The organism is Yoonia sp. (assembly GCF_036007805.1).
Taxonomy (GTDB): Bacteria; Pseudomonadota; Alphaproteobacteria; order Rhodobacterales; family Rhodobacteraceae; genus Yoonia.
Genome location: NZ_DASYOK010000359.1, coordinates 1 through 15,600 on the forward strand (window position 1 = coordinate 1; position 15,600 = coordinate 15,600).

General features: G+C 58.1%; 16 protein-coding genes and 1 pseudogene. 4 read left to right on the top strand and 13 right to left on the bottom strand.

Annotated features, from left to right (window positions below; translation table 11 throughout):
• Positions 1–116: 116 nt before the first annotated feature.
• A complete protein-coding gene (locus VGP75_RS18775; protein ID WP_327545110.1) occupies positions 117–332 on the bottom strand; it encodes a DUF2805 domain-containing protein in 216 nt (71 codons plus the stop codon).
• A gap of 93 nt (positions 333–425) precedes the next feature.
• On the opposite strand from VGP75_RS18775, the gene VGP75_RS18780 reads away from it, so the two are divergent.
• The gene (locus VGP75_RS18780; RefSeq protein WP_327545122.1) at positions 426–1,253 is read left to right on the top strand and encodes an isoprenylcysteine carboxylmethyltransferase family protein; all 828 of its coding nucleotides are present in this window, start codon (positions 426–428) and stop codon (positions 1,251–1,253) included.
• Between the two features lie 52 nt (positions 1,254–1,305).
• Here the strand turns inward: VGP75_RS18780 and clpA are convergent, their stop codons facing one another.
• Both clpA and gloB read right to left on the bottom strand, forming a co-directional pair.
• Entirely contained in the window at positions 1,306–3,630 is a 2,325-nt protein-coding gene (gene clpA / locus VGP75_RS18785) for an ATP-dependent Clp protease ATP-binding subunit ClpA (RefSeq protein ID WP_327545111.1), read from the bottom strand.
• A 169-nt stretch (positions 3,631–3,799) separates the two neighbouring features.
• A complete protein-coding gene (gene gloB, locus VGP75_RS18790) occupies positions 3,800–4,573 on the bottom strand; it encodes a hydroxyacylglutathione hydrolase (protein ID WP_327545112.1) in 774 nt (257 codons plus the stop codon).
• Between the two features lie 63 nt (positions 4,574–4,636).
• Between gloB and VGP75_RS18795 the strand changes: the two genes are divergently transcribed.
• Positions 4,637–5,410 carry a class I SAM-dependent methyltransferase gene (locus VGP75_RS18795; RefSeq protein ID WP_327545113.1) on the top strand — a complete coding sequence of 258 codons (774 nt, stop codon included), beginning with the start codon at positions 4,637–4,639 and terminating at the stop codon, positions 5,408–5,410.
• A gap of 11 nt (positions 5,411–5,421) precedes the next feature.
• Here VGP75_RS18795 and VGP75_RS18800 read toward each other — a convergent pair whose 3' ends face one another.
• The gene (locus VGP75_RS18800; RefSeq protein WP_327545114.1) at positions 5,422–5,949 is read right to left on the bottom strand and encodes a CAP domain-containing protein; all 528 of its coding nucleotides are present in this window, start codon (positions 5,947–5,949) and stop codon (positions 5,422–5,424) included.
• A 148-nt stretch (positions 5,950–6,097) separates the two neighbouring features.
• Between VGP75_RS18800 and VGP75_RS18805 the strand changes: the two genes are divergently transcribed.
• Together VGP75_RS18805 and VGP75_RS18810 are read left to right on the top strand one after the other, a co-directional pair.
• Positions 6,098–7,585, top strand: coding sequence for a hypothetical protein (locus VGP75_RS18805; RefSeq protein ID WP_327545115.1), 1,488 nt, complete (start codon positions 6,098–6,100; stop codon positions 7,583–7,585).
• 55 nt (positions 7,586–7,640) lie between these two features.
• The gene (locus VGP75_RS18810; RefSeq protein ID WP_327545116.1) at positions 7,641–8,741 is read left to right on the top strand and encodes a THUMP domain-containing class I SAM-dependent RNA methyltransferase; all 1,101 of its coding nucleotides are present in this window, start codon (positions 7,641–7,643) and stop codon (positions 8,739–8,741) included.
• Positions 8,742–8,791: 50 nt separating this feature from the next.
• Here the strand turns inward: VGP75_RS18810 and dxs are convergent, their stop codons facing one another.
• From dxs to VGP75_RS18855, 9 genes and pseudogenes are all read right to left on the bottom strand, one after another.
• Positions 8,792–10,714, bottom strand: coding sequence for a 1-deoxy-D-xylulose-5-phosphate synthase (gene dxs / locus VGP75_RS18815; protein WP_327545117.1), 1,923 nt, complete (start codon positions 10,712–10,714; stop codon positions 8,792–8,794).
• A 181-nt stretch (positions 10,715–10,895) separates the two neighbouring features.
• Complete coding sequence (pufX, locus tag VGP75_RS18820) at positions 10,896–11,132, bottom strand: RC-LH1 core complex protein PufX (RefSeq protein WP_327545118.1); 237 nt, start codon at positions 11,130–11,132, stop codon at positions 10,896–10,898.
• 11 nt (positions 11,133–11,143) lie between these two features.
• Positions 11,144–12,070, bottom strand: a complete 927-nt coding sequence (gene pufM, locus VGP75_RS18825) for a photosynthetic reaction center subunit M (RefSeq protein ID WP_327545119.1) — start codon at positions 12,068–12,070, stop codon at positions 11,144–11,146.
• 13 nt (positions 12,071–12,083) lie between these two features.
• Positions 12,084–12,914, bottom strand: coding sequence for a photosynthetic reaction center subunit L (pufL, locus tag VGP75_RS18830; protein ID WP_327545120.1), 831 nt, complete (start codon positions 12,912–12,914; stop codon positions 12,084–12,086).
• A 124-nt stretch (positions 12,915–13,038) separates the two neighbouring features.
• Positions 13,039–13,194, bottom strand: coding sequence for a light-harvesting antenna LH1, alpha subunit (gene pufA / locus VGP75_RS18835; RefSeq protein ID WP_019954421.1), 156 nt, complete (start codon positions 13,192–13,194; stop codon positions 13,039–13,041).
• A 12-nt stretch (positions 13,195–13,206) separates the two neighbouring features.
• Positions 13,207–13,362: a light-harvesting antenna LH1, beta subunit gene (pufB, locus tag VGP75_RS18840; protein ID WP_008231906.1), complete on the bottom strand. Its 156-nt coding sequence runs from the start codon at positions 13,360–13,362 to the stop codon at positions 13,207–13,209.
• A gap of 147 nt (positions 13,363–13,509) precedes the next feature.
• Positions 13,510–13,737 carry a cytochrome PufQ gene (gene pufQ, locus VGP75_RS18845; protein WP_076660558.1) on the bottom strand — a complete coding sequence of 76 codons (228 nt, stop codon included), beginning with the start codon at positions 13,735–13,737 and terminating at the stop codon, positions 13,510–13,512.
• Positions 13,734–15,194 carry a chlorophyllide a reductase subunit Z gene (gene bchZ, locus VGP75_RS18850; protein WP_327545121.1) on the bottom strand — a complete coding sequence of 487 codons (1,461 nt, stop codon included), beginning with the start codon at positions 15,192–15,194 and terminating at the stop codon, positions 13,734–13,736. Before bchZ ends, pufQ begins: the two co-directional genes overlap by 4 nt.
• 88 nt (positions 15,195–15,282) lie before the next feature.
• Positions 15,283–15,600: pseudogene (locus VGP75_RS18855) on the bottom strand (chlorophyllide a reductase subunit Y); the annotation flags it as partial.

Genomic DNA, 15,600 nt, shown 5'->3' on the forward strand with positions numbered 1-15,600 from the left:
CATGGCACTCAAACGGCCAAACCGCGACATGCGGCCAGAGGGCACGGCAAGCGCGCGCACATTGGGGTGTTTCTCACTCATGCGCATGAAGTAGGCGCGCCGCGCCACATTGCCAGCTATTTATAATGCGCCCGCCTGTCCAAAAAATCGCGGACACGTTTGCGCCACGCGCGGTAACTGCCGGTTTTCAGGGTGTCACGCATCAGGGCTTTGACGTCTTTTTCGCCAATCCCGTATTCGCGGTGAATATCTGCAAAGCTGACATGATCCGAAAGCGCCATCTGGATCACTTCGCTGATGTGTTCGGGGGCGAGTTCAGGTTTCTTCGTCATGCACTGCCACCTAGCGGGGCCGCGCATGAAAGCAAGCTGCGGCCAATGACCCTCAACAGTCGCCTTCCGCCACGCCCGTCCTATCTGGGGCATATGGACCAGAACACCCCCTCTCCCTTCAAGCGCCTGCTCACCCTTTGTCTGGGCGTTTTGCGCCCGCCTGCTGGCCGCAGAAGGATCGCGGTGGCGTTTCTTTATGGTGCAATTTGCCACGTGATCTTTGCCGCTGCCGTGATCGCAATGATTGTGGCCATGTTTTTTGGGATGAGCGAAAGTCTGGGCCGTGTGCCGGGCAATTGGGCGATTTTGGCCAACGCGCTTTTGATCCTGCAGTTCCCGCTGATGCACTCCTTACTGCTCAGCGCGCGGGGGCGGCGGTTGCTTGGCTGTCTCGCCCCCGCTGCCTATAGCGGCACGCTCTCAACAACGACCTATGCGATTGTCGCTTCCGTTCAGCTATTGGCACTCTTTGCGCTTTGGACACCCAGCGGCATTGTCTGGTGGCGCGCCGAAGGGACCGCGTTCTATGTGATCTGCACCTGCTATGCCACGGCCTGGCTGCTGCTGATCAAAGCCAGCTATGACGCAGGGGCCGAGGTGCAATCAGGTGCCTTGGGGTGGATGTCTTTGGCGCAAAATATCAAACCCGTCTTCCCTGACATGCCTGTTACGGGTCTGTTCCGGATCATCCGGCAGCCCATCTATGTGGCCTTTGCCCTGACGCTTTGGGCAGTTCCCGTCTGGACCCCTGACCAGTTGGCCCTTGCGATCAGTCTGACCGCATACTGCCTTGCCGCACCCGTGTTAAAGGAACGGCGATTTGCCCAGCGCTATGGCGAAAGGTTCGCGCGCTATCAAGCCACAGTGCCTTATGCGGTGCCAGCCCTGCGCAAGTTATCAAAACACCACGAGAAGCCATGAAAAAACCCGCCGCACAGTTTGCGCAGCGGGTGATTTTCAATGCAGCTGATGTTTAGTCTGCCGTCAGAAGCGGCGGTTTCTTACTGCCACCCGTGATCCGGCCCTGCGTCGGTTCTTCAAAGGTCAGATCCAACGCGCCTTTCTTGACGCCAACCTTGACGACACCGCCCTTGACCAGCTTGCCAAAGAGCAGTTCTTCGGCCAGCGGCTTTTTGATGTGCTCCTGAATGACGCGACCCAAGGGGCGCGCACCCATCTTCTCATCATAACCCTTGTCGGCCAACCACTCGGCGGCGGCTTTGGTCAGTTCGATATGCACGTTACGGTCGATCAGTTGCGCCTCAAGCTGCAGTACGAACTTCTCGACCACCTGCATGATCACTTCTTTCGGCAGTGCGCCGAAGCTGATGATCGCATCCAGACGGTTGCGGAATTCCGGCGTAAAGGTCCGCTCGATCGCGGCGGTATCTTCACCGGTCCGCGCTTCACGGCCAAAGCCCAGAGCATTCTTCGACATCTCGGCCGCACCTGCGTTCGAGGTCATGATGATGATCACGTTGCGGAAATCGGTTGTCCGGCCGTTGTGGTCGGTCAATTTCCCATGGTCCATGACCTGCAACAGGATGTTGTAGACGTCAGGATGCGCCTTTTCCATCTCGTCCAGCAGCAGCACACAGTGCGGGTTCTGATCGACACCGTCGGTCAGCATACCACCCTGATCAAAACCGACATAGCCGGGAGGCGCCCCGATCAAGCGCGAAACCGCGTGTTTTTCCATGTACTCGGACATGTCAAAGCGCATCAGCTCAACACCCAACGTATCCGCCAGTTGCTTGGCGACTTCGGTTTTACCAACACCGGTTGGACCGGCAAAAAGGTAGTTGCCAATCGGCTTTTCAGGTTCACGCAGACCTGCGCGCGCCAGTTTGATGGCGGAAGACAGGGCCTCGATCGCCTGATCCTGACCAAAGACAACACGCTTCAGAGATTTCTCAAGGTCCTTGAGCACCTCTGCATCGTCCTTTGAGACGTTCTTGGGCGGAATGCGTGCAATCTTGGCCACGACATCCTCGATTTCTTTGGCGCCAATTGTCTTGCGACGCTTGGATTCCGCAACCAGATGCTGGGCGGCACCCGCTTCGTCGATCACGTCAATCGCCTTGTCGGGCAATTTGCGGTCATTGATATAACGCGCAGAAAGTTCCACCGCAGTCTTGATCGCGTCGGCGGTGTATTTGATGTGGTGATGCTCTTCGAAATAAGGCTTCAGACCCTGCAAAATCTTGATCGCATCAGGGACCGAAGGCTCTGTCACGTCAATCTTCTGGAACCGGCGGGCAAGTGCGCGGTCCTTTTCAAAGTGCTGGCGGAATTCCTTGTAGGTCGTTGATCCCATGCAGCGCAATTTGCCGCCCTGCAACGCAGGTTTCAGCAGGTTGGACGCATCCATTGCGCCGCCAGATGTGGCACCGGCACCAATCACTGTGTGGATTTCATCAATGAAAAGCACCGCATCCTTGTGGTCTTCCATCTCTGTCATCACAGCTTTCAGGCGTTCCTCAAAATCACCGCGATAACGGGTACCGGCCAGCAACGCGCCCATATCGAGCGAATAGATGGTCGCCTTCGACAGCACTTCGGGTGTTTCGCCGTTCACGATCTTGAACGCCAGACCTTCGGCAATGGCCGTTTTGCCCACGCCGGGATCACCCACCAAAAGCGGGTTGTTCTTGCGACGGCGGCACAGCACCTGAATGCAGCGTTCAACCTCATGCGCGCGGCCGATCAGGGGATCAACATCGCCCTTGGTCGCTTTAGCGTTCAGATCGACGCAGTATTTGGACAACGCGCTTTCTTTTTCGTCGCCTTCGCCCGGCGCGATTGTTTCGCTTTCATCGGCAGAGCCTGTGACAGGGCGCGATTCACCAAAAGCGGGGTCTTTGGCCACGCCATGGGCGATAAAGTTCACCGCGTCATAGCGCGTCATATCCTGTTCCTGCAGGAAGTAGGCGGCATTGCTTTCGCGTTCGGCAAAGATCGCGACCAGCACGTTGGCGCCGGTCACTTCGCTGCGGCCGGATGATTGCACATGGATTGCCGCACGTTGAATAACCCGCTGGAACGCCGCAGTCGGTACAGCCTCGGAGCCTTCTACATCTGTGACCAGGGTTGAAAGATCATCCTCGATAAACCCTTCCAGATCCTTGCGCAGCTCATCAAGATTGACCGAGCACGCACGCATCACGCGCGCCGCGTCAGGTTCGTCAATCAACGCCAGAAGCAGGTGTTCCAGCGTGGCGAGTTCGTGCTTGTGTTCATTGGCCAGCGCAAGTGCGCCATGAATGGACTGCTCGAGTGTGGTCGAAAATGATGGCACGGCTTGTGCTCCTTCATATCGGGGGTTGGCGCGAACCAACCGTGGCCTCTTACCCTTAAGGTTTGGTTTTATTTGCCAACCTTCAAGGACTTTTTTCGCTTTTGGCATCACAATTCGTGTGATGCTTGGTTTTTGACCTGCTTTTCACCACGCGCTTGCAGCAGGATGGTTAAAACTTGTCTTTTTGCGCCCGTGCAAAGGTAAACACATCCAGATCAGACGCGTCGTTCATGCCAAGGGCGGCTTTGAATTCGGGAACATCAGCGCGCAAAAACGGGTTCGTGCGCTTCTCTTCGGTCAGCGTTGACGGGACAGTTGGTTTGCCAGCGGCGCGCGCCGCTTCGATCCCTTTGATACGAAAGATAAGGTCGGAATTCTCCGGGTCAAGGGACATCGCAAAACGCGCATTGGCGCTCGTGTACTCATGGCCGGAACAGACCAGCGTATCATCGGGCAGCGCGCGCAGTTTTTGCATGCTGTCCCACATCTGCGCGGGCGTTCCTTCGAACAGGCGGCCACAACCCAGCGCCATCAGGCTATCGGCGGTAAAGACCAGCCCCGCATCGGGCATATGAAAGGCGATATGACCAATTGTATGGCCCGAGACATCCATGATGTGGGTCGCCTGCCCGCAGACCGTCACGATATCGCCATCCTCGACGGCCTGATCAAGGTCCGGCAGGCGATGGGCATCAGCCTTGGCCCCCATCACGCGCGCACCTTCGCGCAGCGCGTCAACGCCATCAATATGATCATTGTGGTGATGGGTGATCAAAATATCACTCAGGCGCCACCCTCGTGCGGCAAGTGCGGCTGCAATCGGCGCTGCCTCTGGCGCATCAATCAGGGCGGTCTCGCCTGTGTCGTGGTTATGCACCAAAAAAGCATAGTTATCTGTCCGGCATGGCACCACAACCAATTCAACCCCTGCTGTCTTTGTCATGGCAATGTGCCTTTCTCTTGATATGCTACCCCCATAGCTTTGCCCAAGGAGCCGCAAACCGCAATGCATCTCGACGTTCTGGATTTGCGTAACTTTTATTACCGCAGCGCGTTAGGACGTGCGGCGCAAAAAGTGATCCGCGACGAACTCTGCACGCTTTGGCCCGAGGCCAAGGGGCAGATGGTTGTGGGCTTCGGTTTTGCGGTGCCCTTGCTGCGGCCCTTCCTGAAAGATGCACGGCGGGTAATCGGACTGATGCCAGGGCCGCAAGGTGTGATGCCATGGCCACCCGACGGCAACAACGTCAGCGTGCTGTGTGAAGATACCTCCTGGCCAATCGAGACTGGCCATGTCGACAAGCTTGTGATGCTGCACGGGCTGGAAACCACCGAACAGCCCTCATTGCTTCTGGATGAGGCATGGCGCGTCCTTGGTCCGGGCGGTCGGGCGGTCTTTATTGTGCCGAACCGCGCAGGCCTTTGGTCGCGCTCGGATGCCACGCCCTTTGGCTATGGGCGCCCCTATTCACTCAGCCAGCTAGAGGCCCAGCTACGGCGGCACCAATTTGTGACCGAACGCACCATGTCCGCGCTCTACCAGCCCCCCTCGGCAAGCAAGCTCTGGCGCAAATCAGCCGGTTTTCTTGAAAGAGTCGGGCATAATATACCGGTTGTCGCCGCAGGAGGCGTGTTGATCGTCGAGGTCAGCAAACAAATGGCCGCCCCCACGCGGCCAGGATTGACCGAAGCGGTGCGCAAACCCTTCAGGGCCCTTGAAGGCATCACAAAGCCCAAGCCGAAACCGGAACCATCGGCATCACGGATTATCGTCAGATAGCTACGGAAAGACTACCGCTCACGTGCGAGAACGAGCACCCAATAGGGCCCTCGCGCGCTGTCTGCTTTCGCAAGTGCGAAGTCCTCGAACCGTGGGTCGAGATTATTTGCTCTATGCCCGGAAGAATTCATCCATGCATCCAGCACAGCCTGCTCATCAACCTGACCGCGCGCGATATTCTCGCCGACACGGTTCCACTGATAGCCTGCATCGGTGACGCGTTGTCCGACGGTTGATCCGTCACTCCCCGTGTGGGAGAAAAAATTATTGGCGGCCATGTCATTTGCATGCCGGTTCGCCGCCACACCAAGGCGGCTATCATAGGTCAGCGCCCCTGCACCTGCCCCTGACCGCACGCCGTTGAGCATACTTGAAAATGTCTGGCTGGGGGCTGCGGAAACGGCAACTTGCGGCAAGTCCGCGATCGGGATGGGCGCTGAACCGCTGCTTGAACTTGTACTCAGACTTGTCGTGCTCCCACCAGCACCACCACATGCTGTTGCAAGGCACAACGCGGCTATCGCAAAGGCTTTTTTCATCAATCTCGTCCAAATCTTGTTTCAAAAAACAGCTATGTCACCACCCGCTTTCCACTCAATAAAAACCTGCAAAGCATTGCTGTATAAGCATAAAATCGCTCGCTTTGGAGAAATTAAAGGGGAAAGCCGCCGAAATTGGGATGCAAATGTGGCAAAATTAAAGCCAAGCCTTGCAGGGCCGCAAGGCGGGCTGACATTATCCGCGCGATGGCGCATGAAAAGAGAGATCGTCACAAACGGAATTGCACTCCAGCCACGAGGCGCGGCCAATATGCGGATCACAGCACTCCTCTGCGCGATGGCAATCGCGACAACGCCAGCCTACGCCCAGTCAATGCGCACGCTGCAAGAGCAGGCAGAAGCCGCGCTTGTCGCAGGCACGCCCGCCGAAACCCTGCGCCTTGCACATGAAATACTGCGTGCAAATCCGGACAACTTTGCAGCCCTCTACCTGTTGGCGCTTGCCCAGTCAGACCTGAATGACCCACAAAGCGCCGCAGCGTCTGGCGCAAGGGCCTATGCCGCCGCGACAAGCCAAGACACCCGCTTTGAAACTGCGCGCCTTGTGGCCGGCGCATATTTTCAGGCCGGTCACTACACCCGCTCTGCATTCTGGTTGCGACGCGCGGCCAATCACGCATCCACCGAAGCCGATCTGCGGTTTATCGCAAACGCTTATGCCACTGCGGTTGAAACCAATCCGTTCTCTATCGCGGTCACCGCCGCAATTGCGCCCACCGACAACATCAACAACGGATCCGAAGATGGCGTCCTGCGGCTGGAAGGGATCGACCTGACCTTCGTTCTGCCCGAAGACCGCCGCGCGCTTTCCGGTATCGGCTTTTCTGCCAGCACCGACCTGCGCTACCGGATTTCAGAGACCGCAAACCAGGCCACCACACTTAACGCAACGCTTGCGGGCGATACCTATCTGTTGTCAGACGAAGCAAAGGCACTGCTTGCTGACTCTCCCGATCCCGAAGTGCAGGCAATTGATGGTCGCGATTTCGCGACCGTGACGGCCAGTGTGGGCATCACACGACAGCAAAACAACATCAGCCCGCTGGGTCCGCTCAGCCTCGGGGCGGCCGTCGGGACCTATTGGGAGGGCGGCGAAAGGCTGCTCGACTTTCACGACCTCAGCCTCGAACAGACCGTTCCCCTTGGCAAAACGAGCCGCCTTCGGCTTCGCGCGCTCCGGCGCTGGCAGGACGCTCGCACCCCGACGTTATACGATGCAAACATCTACGACCTTACCATCGCCTATGACCGGATGCTGGCAAACCGCGACCAGTTGCAACTTAGCCTGATATCACAGCGCAACGCGGCAGGACCGGAGACCTCTTTCGACGAATACCAGATCGGCATCGGCTATCTGCTGGCCGAGCCCGTTTTCGGTGCAAAATTCTCTACGTCCCTCAACATCGGGTTTCGCACGTTCGAGGAATTCACAACCACACTCGACGGCCGGGAAGACCGCTTTTACCTGGCTTCGGCAACTGCGTTGTTCGAGGACTATAGCTACTTTGGTTTCTCCCCCAGCGTGACGGTCTCGGGCTCCCGTGTAGACTCAACCGCCGAGGAAAACACGACATCAGCAGCGCAGATCCTTTTCGGGGTCGCATCGCGGTTCTAGGGACAGGACCGATTGGCATTTGCATCACCACAGCAAAGCCCAGTATGCACAGGCCATGACAACACCCTTTGAAATCTTCATGGTCTGCACCCCCGGTTTTGAACAGGCCCTCCACGCAGAGGCGCTGGAGAACGGCTTTTCCGACGCGCAAATCACCGCAGGCGGCATCACGATCACTGGCACATGGGAGGACGTCTGGCGCGCCAACCTTGTCATGCGCGGGGCCACGCGGATCTTGGCGCGCGTGGGCAGCTTTATGGCGTTCCATCTTGCCCAACTCGATAAACGGGCGCGGAAATATCCATGGGGTGACGTGCTGCGTCAGGACGTACCTGTACGGGTCGAGGTCAGCACCTCGAAGAAATCAAAGATCTACCATGCGGGTGCCGCAACCCAGCGGATCGAGACCGCACTGAAAGAGAGCCACGGCATGACAATCGCGGCAGACGCGCCCGTAGCACTCAAGGTCCGCATCGACGACAACCGCGTGACAATCAGCGTCGATACCTCTGGCGAGAGCCTCCACAAGCGCGGCCATAAAGAGGCGGTGGGCAAAGCCCCCATGCGCGAGACACTGGCCGCCCTGATGCTGCGCGACTGCGGCTATGACAGCCGCGAACCGGTGCTCGACCCGATGTGCGGCTCAGGCACTTTCGTGATCGAAGCCGCTGAAATCGCCTGTGGCCTCTTCCCCGGCCGGACCCGCGATTTCGCGTTCCAGCAACTCGCAACCTACAAAGACGATAGCTGGCGTAGGGTGGGTGAAACACGCGCACCCGCACAACACTTCTATGGCAGCGACCGTGACGCAGGCGCCATCCGCATGGCCACGGCCAACGCCGAACGCGCAGGCGTCGCCAACCACATCACCTTCCAAAACCTCTCCGCCACCGACATCAAACGCCCCGAAGGCCCACCGGGTCTGATCATCTGCAACCCGCCCTACGGTGGGCGGATCGGCAACCAGAACATGCTCTACGGTGTCTATGCAGGCCTCGGCGATGCGCTCAAGCGCGAATTCACGGGCTGGCGTGTCGGCATGGTCACAAGCGAAGCAGGCCTCGCCAAAGCATCGGGCCTGCCCTTCAAACCCAAAGGCCCCGCGATCCCGCACGGCGGCCTCAAGGTCTGGCTTTTCCAGACGGACGCACTCTAGCTCCTGTTATTACTAGCCCAAAAATATCCCCGCCGGAGGCACCCGCCCTCTCAGACAGTCACACCCTGACGTTTGACCTCAATCCCTGCAGCCTGCAACGCGGTTGCCGCGATATCCACCGCTGTCAGCCCTGCATCGGCATACATCGCATCAGGTGCAGCGTGATCAATGTAGCGGTCCGGCAGCGTCATTGTCCGCACCTGACAGCGCCCGTCCAGCAAACCGTCATTGGCCAGATCATGCAGGACCATGGCACCAAAGCCACCCTTTGCGCCCTGCTCGACCGTGATCAGCGCCTTGTGATTACGCAAGAGTTGCCGGATCAGCGCATGGTCCAGCGGCTTGGCAAAACGCGCATCAGCAATCGTCGCCGATACACCTTGTGCAGCCAGCTTCTCGGCGGCCTTCTGACATTCGGCCAGATGCGCGCCAAAGCACAGGATCGCTACGTCAGACCCTTCCTGCACGATACGCCCCTTGCCGATCTCGATCAGCTCGCCGCGTTCGGGCAATTCAAGCCCAACGCCTTCGCCGCGCGGATAGCGGAATGCAATCGGACCCTCATCATAGGCGGCGGCAGTGCGCACCATATGCATCAATTCCACCTCGTCACCGGCCGCCATCACCACCATATTCGGCAATGCGGCCATGAACCCGATATCGAAGGCCCCCGCATGGGTCGGCCCATCGGCACCCACCAATCCTGCACGGTCAATCGCAAAGCGGACAGGCAGGTTTTGCAAGGCCACATCATGGACCACCTGATCATAGCCACGCTGGAGGAATGTGGAATAGATCGCGCAGAAGGGTTTCAGCCCGCTTGCCGCCATACCGGCAGCAAAAGTGACACCGTGTTGTTCTGCGATCCCCACATCAAACACGCGGTTCTTGAACCGTGCGCCCATGATATCAACGCCTGTCCCCGAGGGCATCGCAGCCGTCACTGCGACAATCGCAGGATCCATCTGTGCTTCGGTCGCCAGCGCTGTGCCGAAAACCTTGGTATAGCTTGGCGCGTTGGGGCGGGATTTCGCCTGCGCGCCACTGACAACATCGAATTTCGACACACCGTGCCCGCGATCGGCACTGGTTTCGGCGGGGGCATAGCCTTTGCCTTTCTTGGTACAGACATGGATCAGCACAGGCCCTGTTGCCCGGGTGCGCGCGGCGCGCAGGACCGGCAGAAGTTGGCGCATATCATGGCCGTCAATCGGACCAACGTAGGAAAAGCCCAGCTCTTCAAACAAGGTCCCGGACCCACCGGTCTGCATCCCTGTGACCAGATGGCGCGCACGGCGGGCGTGGTCGCGCAGCGGGCCGGGCAAAGCGGCCTCGAACCCTTCAGCCATCTTGTGCAATTCACCCATGGGCGAGGCATAAAGACCGGACAGGTATTTCGACATCGCACCCACAGGCGGGGCAATGGACATCTCGTTATCGTTGAGAATCACAAACAAACGGCGGCCCTCCGCGCCCGCGTTATTCATCGCCTCATAGGCCATGCCCGCACTGATCGACCCGTCACCGATCACGGCAATTGCATCGCCCGTCGGCATGCCCATATCACGCCCGACTGTGAAACCGAGTGCGGCAGAGATCGAGGTGCTGGAATGCGCTGCACCAAAAGGATCATATTCGCTCTCGGCGCGTTTGGTGAAACCGGACAAACCGCCCTCTTGGCGCAGGGTGCGGATCCGGTCGCGGCGACCAGTGATCACTTTATGCGGGTAACACTGGTGTCCGACATCAAAAATCAGCTTGTCGCGCGGGGTATCAAAGACAGCGTGGATCGCCACGGTCAATTCGACAACGCCCAGCGACGAGCCCAGGTGTCCGCCCGTTTCCGACACAGCCGAGATCACCTCGGCGCGGACGTCATCGGCCAGATTGGCGAGAGCGGTATCGTTCATGCGGCGCATGTCGGCAGGACCGGAAACGCTGTCGAGGAAGGGTGTATGAGGACGGATGGTCATGACGGCACCTTTGTGGTAAATAAAAAAGCGCCGCAAAAGGGTTTCCCCGATTGCGACGCTAGTCTCCTGTAGCCAACAGGAAGGGAACTGGGGTCGAAACCCCAATATCGGGCCAGCCAGGGAGGGTAGCCCGATGGCGCTGGAACAGGCGGGGCGTCGCGCGCCGCCTGCTCCGATCTCGCTAGACTTGTGCGACCTCGGGGGCCATTTCGATCATCAGCGATGACCGGTTGATGGGGTCAGGCGTGTCGCGGCTTTCCTCGGGAAGGATGCGGCCAATAAAGGCCATCGCTGCAATCACAAACCAGATCGCCAGAACAAAGATCGCGGCGTAACCCGCCCCCTTGAGCATCAAGAGCGTAATATCGGCGGTGAGCCTGCTCTTTTCGCTCATTTCGAGGATGTTATCGTTTTTCATCATCTCTCTCCTTAGTTTACTGGCGCATAGCCGTGGACTTGCGCCCAGACGAACCAGTTATCAACAACCGTACCGGTCAACAGGATCCCGATACCGCCGGTCAGCGTTGTCAGGACTGCGAACCACCACGCCCAGCGGTGGATACCTTCCATGGTGGCGTTAAAGCCCATGGTCCAGCGCCAGAAGAGGGCGGCACGCTCGGTTGCGGTACCGCGGTCCACGATCTGTTCGATCTCGCGTTCACCGCCAAAGCGGCTTACGGCAAGGATCGTCGCACCGTGCATCGCAAACAGCAGGGCGGAACCATAAAGGAACACAATGCTCAGTGCGTGGAACGGATTGTAGAACAGGTTGCCATATGTAATCGAAAACAGGTTTGTCCAGTCAAGGTGCGAGAAGACGCCATAAGGGACCATCTCGGACCAGTCGCCCATCAGGATCGGACGGAACAGACCCAGCACCAGGAACAACCAGATCGCAGAGGCGAAGGCCCATGCTACGTGCTTGCCCATGCCCAGTGCTTCGGCGCGCAGGTAGGTACGTACCCACCATGTCAGCACCGAGATCAGCAAGAAGAAGGACGCGATCATAAAGTAACCGCCGTCATTCATGGGTGGCATGCTCAGACCGTACCCGGGTGAGGGCGGATCCAGTGACAGCCAGAACAGATCCCGCAAGAAGATCGCAGGGTTATAATCAGCCTGCGCCCAGAAGGACAAACCCACCATGATGAACCAGATTGCCCCGGTCGCAAGCGAGATGACCCCGAAAGAGCCCAGGTAGATAGGCCCCAACTGTGCGTTGCCAAAGATACCGGCAAGCTTGGAGAACCCTGTGGAGGTTCCGCGATCAATCGCGGTCCCGTCAGGTCCGGGGAGGCCCATTTCGGGCGGCCCCTGTACTTGAACCTGTGTGAAGATGTTTTGATATTCAGCCATTTTCCATATCCTCCTACAGATCGACCCACCAAGGGAGCTCATAGTACCAGTCCCACCAGACGATCCATTCCTCGAACCAGATGGTGCCGGAAATCACGATACAGATCGCAGACCAGAAACCCGCATTCAGCGCCAGAAACAGGCCAAGGCGGTGAATGCCCAATGGCCCGATCGAATAGCCGATCAGATCGCGGAAATACGTGTCTTCATGATCAGGTGACTTGATTTCCTGACCTTTTGGCGGGTTCACAGCCGACAAGACCAGCGACCCGTGCAGCGCAAGCGCCAGTGTCGTGGTAAAGAAGAACGTGATCGCGATCATATGGGCAGGGTTGTAGTGAAAGTTGCCGTAGGCGTAGCCCACGTTGTTGACCCAATCGAGGTGACTGAAGATGCCATATGGGAAACCATGCCCCCAAGCACCCAGCAGAACCGGACGGATCACGACAAGCGTAACATAGGCAAAGATCGCCACACCGAATGCAAAGGGCACGTGATAGCCAATGCCCAATTTGCGGCAGATCTCGACCTCACGCATCATCCAGCTGACAAAAGCGCCAATGGCACAGATCGTGATGATCTGCCAAAGACCGCCCTCCATCAACGGAGCGGCACCCAGACCGTATTCAAGCGGCGGCGGGTCGATGGAAATCAACCACGGGTTCCAAGTGGGGCCTTGGCTGGCCCCGTAAAATATCAATATTGTCCCAAGGACGGCGAAAAAGAACGTCGTGACCCCGAAGAAGCCAACATAAAATGGCCCCACCCAAAAGTCGAACAGATCACCGCCTACCAATGTCCCGCCACGGACCCGGTATTTTCTCTCGAAGCTGAGCTGTGCCATCTTCCAATCTCCATTCTGGACAGGCCCTGCATCCGCGTTCCGGTGCGCCCTATCCTCATCAATGTCGGTGTTTGCTACGGGCGGAACCGGCCCGCCCGTAGCGTGATTTATTCAGCAAAGCTGATTACATTCCGCCAAAGGCGAGCTGGAACCAGTTTGTGCTTTCATTGCTCAGCAGAACGAGGTGAATCATTGCTGCAAGCAGGAACAGGAATACGCCCTGAGCCACGAAAACGCGGCGTGGGTCGAATACCAACCAGATCTTATAGAACTGTGCCATTTGCTAATTCTCCTACCAGCTGAACCAAGGAAGCTTGATGTACGTCAGTACGTGAGCAACCACGGCAACGATCGTGAAGATCGTGAACCCGCTCATGTAAACTGCGTGCAGCTCCTGGGCCTGCTCGTCAGTGAGACCTGTGAAAGAAAGGTCAGATTTGTCAGCCATGTTTTGTCTCCAAAATTAAGTACTGACGCCGCGCACCCCCCGCGGCCGGGTTACGACAGAAGCTCTTCCTCTGCCCCAATCCATCATCCCGGGGGGGAATGATGAACATCGGATGCCCGTTTCCGGGCAAAACTGTTTGCCTGCAGATCATGCGCTGAAGATCTGCGGCGTAATAATGCGGGCCTGTGTCCAGGCCTTCGCGAAGGGCCCCTTTTCAGGCAGCTCCATCCGGCGTGCGGCCGACAACACCCATGTCAGGATGCACAGCGGCAACGTGGCCAGAAAGATCAGCCCGAAGTAGGCATAGTATTCGCGCTTTGGCGGCGCTGACCGGGCCCGTGTGGTGTGGGGCATGTCTGTTGTAAAATCGGTCATTTGCGTCCTCCAGAACTGGATTGAAGTGTTTCGACGGTCTCAAGAACGACCCGGTCATTGCCGGCGTCGAGGGCTGCACGCTCGGCTGCGTCACGCAGCGTTTTTGCGGCAGAAATTCGGGTCAGGATCGGGTGGGTCGCCACGATCTCGTCAAGCTTGGCCTGCGCGTCGGCATCCCAGGGGAAATCGCGGCGCAGCGGTGTCAGCGTGGCATCTGTGGCATCCATTTCGCTGCCCAAAGGCAGGATGTGGAACAGCGCGTCAAACAGACCGTTGCAAACCTCTTGCAGCAGATAAGTCGCACCCGCGTACCCCATAAAGGGCGTACCTGTGGCACGGCGGATCGCCGCACCGGGGAAGCTGGCGGGGATAAACACAGGGCTAGGTCCATGCCCTGCTTTCATTTCAGCCAGATACATTTTCTCGTTAATGGACCCCATCACGATTAAAGGGCGCTTGCTATGCAGCATGGCGCGCACTTCGTCGTTGTTGGTCTTTTTTCCGCGTGTCCGTGCCACCGCAAAGGCGCATGGGAAACCCAGATCACCCTCAAGGAAATGGCGCACGCCGCGGGCATAGGTTTCATTCGCAACGATTGCGAATTCAGCGGTGGCAAAGAAATCCTGCGTGACCGAGCGCCACAAATCCCACACCGGTTTGATGGTGGAGTGCTTCTCTTGCTCAATGAACGGCTCGGGGTCGAGGCCTGTCAATTCGCCCAGCTTGCGCAGGAATCTCGTGGTGGAATCAATCCCGAACGGCGCTTGCAGGTATGGCTTGCCCAGCACTTCACAAAGGCCCCGCCCGAATTCGCGGTACATGGTCACGTTCACATCGGCGTTCACCAGATTGCGCATCTCGGCCACATGGGCGCCCAGCGGCATCACCATATTGATCTCGGCACCAATGCCTTCGACCAGACGCCGGATTTCGGCCAGATCAGAGGGCATGTTGAACGCGCCATACATCGGCCCAAGGATATTCACGCGCGGTTTCGCACCTTCTTCGCGCTTTTTCTCGGGCGGCATCCGGCCTTTGGTCATGCCGAATTCGGTGAAAATCCACGTCATCGCACGGTCGGCACATTCCCATTGGTCTTCATCAATGGTGCGCGGCAAAAAGCGTTGGATGTTGGTACCCTGCGGTGTCACGCCGCCGCCAATCATCTCGGCAATAGACCCGGTCACAACAACGGCAGGCAAAGCCGGATCAAGGGTTTTCCAGGCCCGCTTCATCGCGTCCTCGGTGCCCTCACCCATCTCGCTCTCGCCCAGACCGGTCACGACAATCGGCAATTCATGCGGCGGCAGACCGTCTGTATAGTGCAACACGGATGTCACGGGCAGGTTTTCACAACCCACTGGCCCGTCGATAACCACCTGCAAACCTTTGACGGCGCAGAATGCATAGACTGCACCCCAGTAACCACCCGCGCGATCATGATCAGTGACTAACACGTTGCGCCCTCCATCGAAGGAGTGCGGCCGCGATTGGCTGCGCCAATCTCTTTCCCGCACCATGGCGATTTTGTTCCAAAATACGCCACTAGATCATCTCCTGCGCTTTGGCGGCACGCGCCATTTTATCCAGCTTCTTCTGATGCTGCGCACGGAAGTCAGGGCGCAAGTTTGGCGCGCCTTCCCAGACACCAGCGGTGTCGCCACTGCCCACGCCTTCAAAGAAGTCGCGCATCTTGTCCATCTTCTGCTTGCCCGCGATTGCCGCGTTGACGACCTGCGCCAATGATCCGGCACCTGCAGGGCCCATCAGCGGACGTGCAGAAATCAGGTTGGTAAAGTAAAGCGACGGGATGCCCGCCTCTTTGGCGTGCTGGACAACAGGTGTCGTGCCAATCGCCAGATC